The sequence below is a fragment of the Acutalibacter caecimuris genome (genome assembly GCF_034335085.1).
Taxonomy (GTDB): domain Bacteria; phylum Bacillota; class Clostridia; order Oscillospirales; family Acutalibacteraceae; genus Acutalibacter; species Acutalibacter caecimuris.
Map to the genome: position 1 here is coordinate 37,853 of NZ_JAWXXJ010000025.1, position 7,605 is coordinate 45,457.

Sequence of the window (7,605 nt, forward strand, 5' to 3'; positions counted from 1 at the left end):
GGGCAGAACCTTGGGCTTTCTGCCGGCGGCACCGGCGGGACGCTTTTCCAGTGCCGAAAGCGGCGCAGATCAAAAGCTTTACACAATGTAACACAACACAGCATGACTGCAAGCACACGAAAAGAAAGGACGGAAGCTAAATTATGAAAAAACGGTTTTTATTGAAAGTCTGCTGCGGCATCCTCGCGTTGGCGATGCTTGCCGGGTGCGGTAACAGCAACTCCAGCAGTAGCAGCCAGTCCAGTTCCAGCACGGTTTCGGCCTCCAGCGCCGAAAGCACGCCGGAGAGCAGTGAAACCAACGGGACAGAGGAAAAGCTGCCCTTGACGGAACAGACCCTGCCGATCTCTGACGAGAAAGTGACGCTTTCCTATTGGCGGGTATGGTCCAACGATTACACGCCTGACTTTAACGAGTACCAGGTCAACAAGGAAATGGAAGAACTGACCAATGTGAAGATCGAGTTCACCACCGTGGCCTCCTCCATTGGCAAAGAGAAGTTCGGTATTTTGCTGGCGTCCCAGGATCTGCCGGACATGATAGAGAACAACGTGGCCTACCCCGGCGGCGGTGAAAAGGCCATTAGCGACGGCATCTATATTGATATGGCCCCCTATGTGGCGGACTATATGCCCACCTACCGGGCCCTGCGGGAGTCTGACGAAACCGTGCGGAAGATGACGGTTTCGGATACCGGGAAGATGTGGGGCATTTACCCTCTGTTCTGCAACAACGATATGGAGCTTTGCGCCGAGCCCTCCTGGATCGGTATGGTGATCCGCCAGGATTGGCTGGACGACCTGAAACTGGAGCAGCCCCATACCATTGACCAGTGGCACACCGTGCTGACTGCCTTTAAGGAACAGAAAGGCGCTGAAGCCCCGCTGCTGCTTTCCAAGACCGGCATTATGCCCTATGACTACTTCCTCTCTGCCTTTGGGGTGAAATCGGAGTTCTACCGGGACGGCAGCACTGTGAAGTACGGCCCCATTGAGGAGGGCTACCGGCAGTATCTGGAACTGATGGCCCAGTGGTACGAAGAGGGCTTGGTGGACCAGAACTTTATCTCCAACGAGATTACCAGCAACGCGCCGAAGGATTATATTGCGACGGGTAAGTCCGGCGTGGCCACCTACTCTTGGGCCGGTACCGGGAACTACCTGTATGAAACCGGCAGCAGCACGGACGCCAACATCAACTGGCAGCCCATTACCGGCCCTGTGCTGAAGGAAGGGGAGGTCTGCCAGGCCCGCAACATCAGCTATATTGCCATCCAAACGCCGGTGTCCGTGACCAGCTCCTGCGAGTACCCGGAAGTGGCCGCCAAGTGGCTGGATTACCAGTATACGAAGGACGGTTTTATTGCCAACAGCTTTGGGGACTCGGAATGCTACACTGTGGACGGGGAAGGGAATTATGCTTTCACCGATAAGATTATGAACGGCGAGCATGGCATTGATCCCCAGAACGAGCAGTTCTGCTACCGCCGGAAGGACTTCCCGGGCCTGGTGAGCTGGAAGGTGTACGACCTGACCAACCCTGCCGAGCGCCTGGCCGCCAGGGAGGTGTATGACTCGGACGGCACGGACTTGGTGCTGCCCAAGATTGAGATGACCGACACCGAAGGGAATGAGTACAACGCCCTGTATACCGATATACAGACCTTTGTGCAGGAAAAGACGGCGGCCTATATTATGGGGTCGGAGTCCCTGGATAGCTTTGACAGCTTTGTGGAAACCATTAAGGGCATGAACATTGACCGCTGCATTGAGATTCAGCAGGCGGCCCTGGAGCGCTATGACGCCCGCTAACCTTTTATAGAAACGTTCTTCTTTACAGGAATGCACCTGGTTGGAGGTTCTCGCCCCGCCTATAGCGGGGCGAGGGCACCCGGCCGGACACATTCCCCGGCATGACGTAAAACCACTAAACTTTGATTTGGACGGGAGATCATCATGAAATTATTACATAACATTGCTCTGGATTTCCGGAGGAATAAGGTGATCTATTTCTTGTGTATTCCTATTGTCGTGTGGTATATCCTGTTTCACTATATCCCCATGGGAGGAATCGTGATCTCCTTCCAAAATTATACCCCCGCATTAGGTCTGGCCAAAAGCCCGTGGATCGGCTTTGATAACTTTATCCGTTTCTTTACGGGGGAATATGCTTTCCGGCTGATCCGCAACACCTTTATGCTCAGCCTTTTGGACTTGCTTTTCAACTTCCCGGCGCCTATCCTTTTTGCCCTTTTGCTCAACGAGGTGCACAACCGCGCATTCCGCAGGAGCATCCAGACCATCAGCTATATGCCCTACTTTGTTTCTATGGTGGTTATGTGCGGCATTATTGTGGACTTTACCCAGAGCGGGGGGCTGATCTCTGACGCGGTGGCCTTCCTGACCGGGGGCAAGGCCCAAAACCTGCTGGGCAATAAAGACTATTTCCGGACGATCTACACCGTGTCCAGCATATGGCAGGGGCTGGGCTACGGCAGCATCATCTATCTGGCAGCCTTGTCCGGCGTGAACCAGGATCTGTATGAGGCAGCGAAAATAGACGGGGCCGGCAGGTGGAAACAGACCATCCATGTGACCCTGCCCTCGATCTCCAGCACGATCGTCATCATGTTCATTATGAAGATGGGGACCATGCTTTCTGTGGGCTCGGAAAAGGTACTGCTGCTGTACTCCCCGGCCATTTACCAGACCGCGGATGTGATTAGCACCTATGTTTACCGCAACGGCTTTGAAACCTACGATTACGGTTTCAGCACGGCGGTGGGCCTGTTCAACTCCGTTGTAAACACCGTATTTCTGGTTTCTGCGAATTTCCTGTGCAAAAAATATACAGAAACCAGCCTGTTTTAAGGGGAGGGCTATTGTATGGTTGGAAAACTTACCCCAGGCAGGGTTTTGTTCAATGTCCTTAATACCTGCCTGATGATCCTTATAGCCCTTTGCTGTGTGATCCCCCTTTGGCACGTGGTGATCGCTTCCATCAGTGACCCCGGCATGGTAGAGGCCCACACGGGTATTATCCTGTGGCCCTTGGGCAAGCCCTCTATCAACGGATACCTGTACCTGGGGCGCTACCCAAAAATCTGGTGGGGCTATGCCCATACCGTCTTTTATGTGGTGGCCCAGTGCCTGATCTCCTGCGTGCTGGTGCTGCTGGCCGGGTATGTGCTTTCCCGCAAGCGGTTCCGCTACCGCAATGTGCTGTCGGGATTTATCACCTTTACCATGCTGTTTAACGGCGGTATGATCCCCACCTACTTGGCTGTACAGCGGCTGGGGCTTATTGACACCTATGCGGCCATGCTGCTGCCCGGCGCCATGAGCGTGTTCAACATTATCATTATGAAAACATCCATTGCCCAGATACCAGACAGCTTGGAGGAATCTGCCCGGATTGACGGGGCGGGGGAAATGACCATCCTGTTCCGTATCATCCTGCCCCTTTGCAAGGCCACTTTCGCGGTGATCATCCTTTTTGTGGCTGTGGGCAAATGGAACGAGTGGTTCTCTGCCCTGCTGTACCTGAATGACGAGAGCAAGTACCCCTTGCAGATGGTGCTGCGGGATATCCTCATCAACCTGACCACCATAAAGGCGGACCGGATTACCGGGGATATGGCTAACCAGCAGATGGAACTTTATAAGGTGCTGATGCGCTACTGCTCTATTGTGGTGGCAACGCTGCCTATCCTGTGCATTTACCCCTTTGTGCAGAAATATTTCGTGGCGGGTGTGATGATCGGGTCCATCAAGGAATAAAGGGTGGGCATGGTGAAAATTCGAGTTTGTTAGGAGGCATACGGTGAAAGGAAAAGAGAGAGCAGATTGGCTGGCGCTTATCCAGCGGGAAACCTCCCCGGCCCTGGGCTGTACCGAGCCGGTAGCCGCGGCCCTTTGCGCGGCAGGGGCTGCCTCTATGCTGCCTGGAAGGCCGGAACAGATTGCCCTGGAGGCCAGTGAATACATTTTGAAAAACGCTATGAATGTAGGCATTCCGGGCACCCATGCCGTGGGGTTGGAAATGGCCTGCGCGCTGGGGGCCGCTGTGGCCCAGCCGGAAAAGGGGCTGCTGGTACTGAAGGGCCTTACCCCAGAACAAAAAGAATTTGCCCAAAGCCTGGTGGACCAGGGCCGTGTGAAGGTTTCCAAGGCCGGGGCCGGGGAAAAAGTTTACCTGCGGGCTGTGGCGAAGGGGGGAGGCCACCAGGGGGAGGCAGTTATCTCCGGGAACCACGGGCATTTTTCCCGGATGCTGCGGGACGGGCAGGTGGTTTCTACGGACGAGCCCGCCTTTGGGGGCGGGAAACCGGCGGAGGCTGGCACGGGCTTGACGGTAGCCGGTATCTGGGCATTCATCCAGGAGAGCCGGGAGGAGGACTTCCGCTTTTTGGATGAGGCGATTGCCCTGAACAAGGCCGCGGCCCAAGAGGGCCTGAACGGCAGCTATGGGTTGCAGGTGGGACAAAGCCTTCTGGAAGGCGACCCAGGCGGGCTGCTGGGGGACGGCCTAGCCAACCGGGCGGCTGCCGTTACCGCGGCGGCAGCGGACGCTAGGATGTCCGGATGCGAAAAGCCGGTGATGAGCGTGGCCGGCAGCGGCAACCAGGGGCTTACCGCCACCTTGCCGGTTATTGTACTTACGGAGGAAGGCCCTGCCGCTTTCCGTGAAAAGCAGCGGCGGGCGTTGGCGCTGAGCATTTTGATCACGATCCACGCCAAGGAGTTCCTGGGGAAACTTTCGGTATTGTGCGGCTGTTCCATCGCGGCGGCCATTGGGGTGACGGCCGCTGTGGTATACCTGTACGGCGGCACGCAAAAGCAGGCGGAGTTGGGCATCAAGACCATGACAGCGGACATTTCCGGGATGATCTGCGATGGGGCCAAGCCGGGGTGCGCATTGAAAATTGCCACCTCGGTGAATGTGGCGATGCGGGCGGCCTCTATGGCCTGCATGAACCGTGGCGCAGGCGGCCACGACGGGATTGTTGACCAGGATGTTGAGATGACTTTAAAGAATTTAGGTGACTTAGGTACAGTAGGGATGAGCGGCACGAACCTGGTGATTTTGGAGATGCTGCTTAAGAAACAAAACTGAAAGGAGTATATTTGGTATGAACAAAGTAGAGAGAATGCAGGCGGTATTTGAAAACCGGGAGCCTGATCGGGTGCCGGTGGGGTTCTGGTTCCATTACCCCAAAGAGCTGACCATGGACGAAAGGGCCCAGGCCCATGTAGACCTGTGCCGGGAGGTAGGCACGGACATCATCAAGGTGATGGACGACAGCTTTGGGCAGTTCTTTACCCAGGGTATTCAGATCACCCAACCCTCCGACTGGCGGAAGATACGGCTGCCCGGCAAGGATTGTGCCCACTACCGGGGCATGACGGACCTGATTAAGCGGGTGCTGGAAAAATCGGGCGGGGAGGCGATGGTGTTCCCCACGGTGTGGAGCCCCTTTAAGATCGCGTCCTTTACCTATCTCTGCGCCGGCAGCACGGACCAGAAGTTTATGGAGCACTGCAAGGAGGATCCGGAATCAGTGCTGGAAGGCGTGAAGGCCCTGGCGGAAACCTTGCAGGAGTGGACCAGGGATTATCTGGAACTGGGCAGCAGCGGCATCTATTACTCCGGCCAGTTCAGCGAGCCCCAGCGGTTTGACGAGGAAACCTGGGCCCGGCTGGTCAAGCCTTCCGACTTGGCGGTGCTGGGGGTGACGAAGGAGATTGCCGGCAAGTACAACATCGTCCATATCTGCGGCGAGGTGGAGTTTGGGTTCCAGTCCTCCCCCCGGCGTTACGTGGGCTACCCGGGCGACCTGTTTAACTGGGACGTCCACCGCACGGACCTGCCTTTGGAAGAGGGCCGCCAGGTGTTCCAAAAGCCTATTTTGGGCGGCCTGGATAACCACGGCGCCCTGATTGAGGGCAGCCTGGAGGAGATCCGGCAGGAGGTCAAGCAGATTATCGGGAGTATGGGGAAACAGGGTTTCATGCTGGGCGCCGATTGTACGGTTCCCGCCTCTATTGCGTGGGAACGGCTGAAAGCAGCGGTGGAAACCGCAGCCAGCCTGTAAAGGGGGCGCGCTATGAGAGAGATCACCCTAGGGGGCGCCTTGCAGGCCCCAGCCGTTGCTTTGGGTTGTATGCGCATGGCCGCCCTGGACAAGGCCGAGGCCAACCGCCTGCTGCACACAGCCCTGGAAAACGGCGTGAACTTCTTTGACCACGCGGACATTTATGGGGGAGGGCAGTCTGAGCGGCTGTTCGCCGAGGCGCTGCCCATGAGCCCGGCTATGCGGGAAAAGGTGCTGCTCCAGTCCAAATGTTCCATTCTGCCGGGCGTGGCCTATGACTGCTCCAAGGAGCATATCCTGCGGTCTGTGGACGGTATTTTGGAGCGGCTGGACACCGAATACCTGGATGTGCTGCTGCTCCACCGGCCGGATGCCTTGGTAGAGCCTGAGGAAGTGGCAGAGGCTTTCCACAGCCTTAAAGAGGCCGGGAAGGTGCGGCATTTTGGCGTCAGCAACCACAACCCAGGGCAGATTGCCCTGCTGGAACAGGCTTGTGGCGGGAAACTGATTATAGACCAGCTACAGATGAGCATAGCCCACTGCCTTGCTATTGACGCGGGGCTGAACGTTAACATAGAGAACAGCTTTGCTGTGGATCGGGACGGGGACATTTTAAATTACTGCCGCCTGCATGGTATTACCATCCAAGCCTGGTCCCCCTTCCAGTACGGGATGTTCCAGGGGACTTTCCTGGGCAGTGATAAGTACCCGGCGCTTAACGAGAAGATCAACCAGTTGGCCGAGAAATATGACGCTACGCCCAATGCGATTGCTATTGCCTGGCTCCTGCGGCATCCGGCAAAGATACAGGCCATTGTGGGCACCACAAATGCCGGGCGGTTGGAGGGAATCTGCAAAGCAAGCGAGATCACCCTTACCCGGCAGGAATGGTACAGCCTTTATATAGCAGCGGGAAAATCCCTGCCGTGACCGGCTACCGGCACAGGCAAAGGGGTGGGCCGGTATAGCCAATAGGTGAGGAGATGCAGGCCCTCTCAGGAATGCTATTAGATTTTACGTGTTTGATAAAAAGGAAAGCCGGCCCATTTACCTGGGGCGGCTTTCCTTTTTTTGATAAACCGGCGGCTGGGGTAGACGATGGGCGGGGGGCAGGAGGATCCTGTATAGTTATAGAAAGCCTGTTTGCATACGGCTTTTTGTGTGCTATAATATCCGCAGGATATTTCGGTAGAGCCAAAACTTGCAGAGCAAGTTTACAAATCGCCTTGACGATTTAGCAAGGCGCAACGCGGCTTGTAGCTATGCTTATAATATCCGCAGGATATTTCAGTAGAGCCAAAACTTGCAGAGCAAGTTTACAAATCGCCTTGACGATTTAGCAAGGCGCAACGCGGCTTGTAGCTATGCTTATAATATCCGCAGGATATTTCAGTAGAGCCAAAACTTGCAGAGCAAGTTTACAAATCGCCTTGGCGATTTGGCAAGGCGCAACGCGGCTTGTAGCTATGCTTATAATATCCGCAGGATATTTCAGTAGAGCCAAAACTTGC

The 7,605-nt window shown here is 55.8% G+C and carries 6 protein-coding genes; all 6 read left to right on the plus strand.

Annotated elements, in window-relative coordinates; all coding sequences use genetic code 11:
- Nucleotides 1-143 precede the first annotated feature (143 nt).
- The 6 genes from U8U01_RS13485 to U8U01_RS13510 all read left to right on the plus strand — a co-directional run bounded on the left by U8U01_RS13485 (nucleotide 144) and on the right by U8U01_RS13510 (nucleotide 7,024).
- On the plus strand, nucleotides 144-1,811 hold the full coding sequence (locus U8U01_RS13485) for a type 2 periplasmic-binding domain-containing protein (protein WP_322175164.1): 1,668 nt from the start codon (nucleotides 144-146) through the stop codon (nucleotides 1,809-1,811).
- A 144-nt stretch (nucleotides 1,812-1,955) separates the two neighbouring features.
- Nucleotides 1,956-2,870 carry an ABC transporter permease gene (locus U8U01_RS13490; RefSeq protein ID WP_322175167.1) on the plus strand — a complete coding sequence of 305 codons (915 nt, stop codon included), beginning with the start codon at nucleotides 1,956-1,958 and terminating at the stop codon, nucleotides 2,868-2,870.
- A gap of 15 nt (nucleotides 2,871-2,885) precedes the next feature.
- Entirely contained in the window at nucleotides 2,886-3,779 is an 894-nt protein-coding gene (locus tag U8U01_RS13495; protein WP_322175170.1) for a carbohydrate ABC transporter permease, read from the plus strand.
- Between the two features lie 43 nt (nucleotides 3,780-3,822).
- A complete protein-coding gene (locus U8U01_RS13500; protein ID WP_322175173.1) occupies nucleotides 3,823-5,115 on the plus strand; it encodes an L-cysteine desulfidase family protein in 1,293 nt (430 codons plus the stop codon).
- A 16-nt stretch (nucleotides 5,116-5,131) separates the two neighbouring features.
- A complete protein-coding gene (locus tag U8U01_RS13505; protein WP_322175176.1) occupies nucleotides 5,132-6,094 on the plus strand; it encodes a uroporphyrinogen decarboxylase family protein in 963 nt (320 codons plus the stop codon).
- Between the two features lie 12 nt (nucleotides 6,095-6,106).
- Nucleotides 6,107-7,024 (plus strand): aldo/keto reductase, encoded by a 918-nt coding sequence (locus tag U8U01_RS13510; protein ID WP_322175180.1) that lies wholly within the window; start codon nucleotides 6,107-6,109, stop codon nucleotides 7,022-7,024.
- The last annotated feature ends 581 nt before the right edge of the window (nucleotides 7,025-7,605 follow it).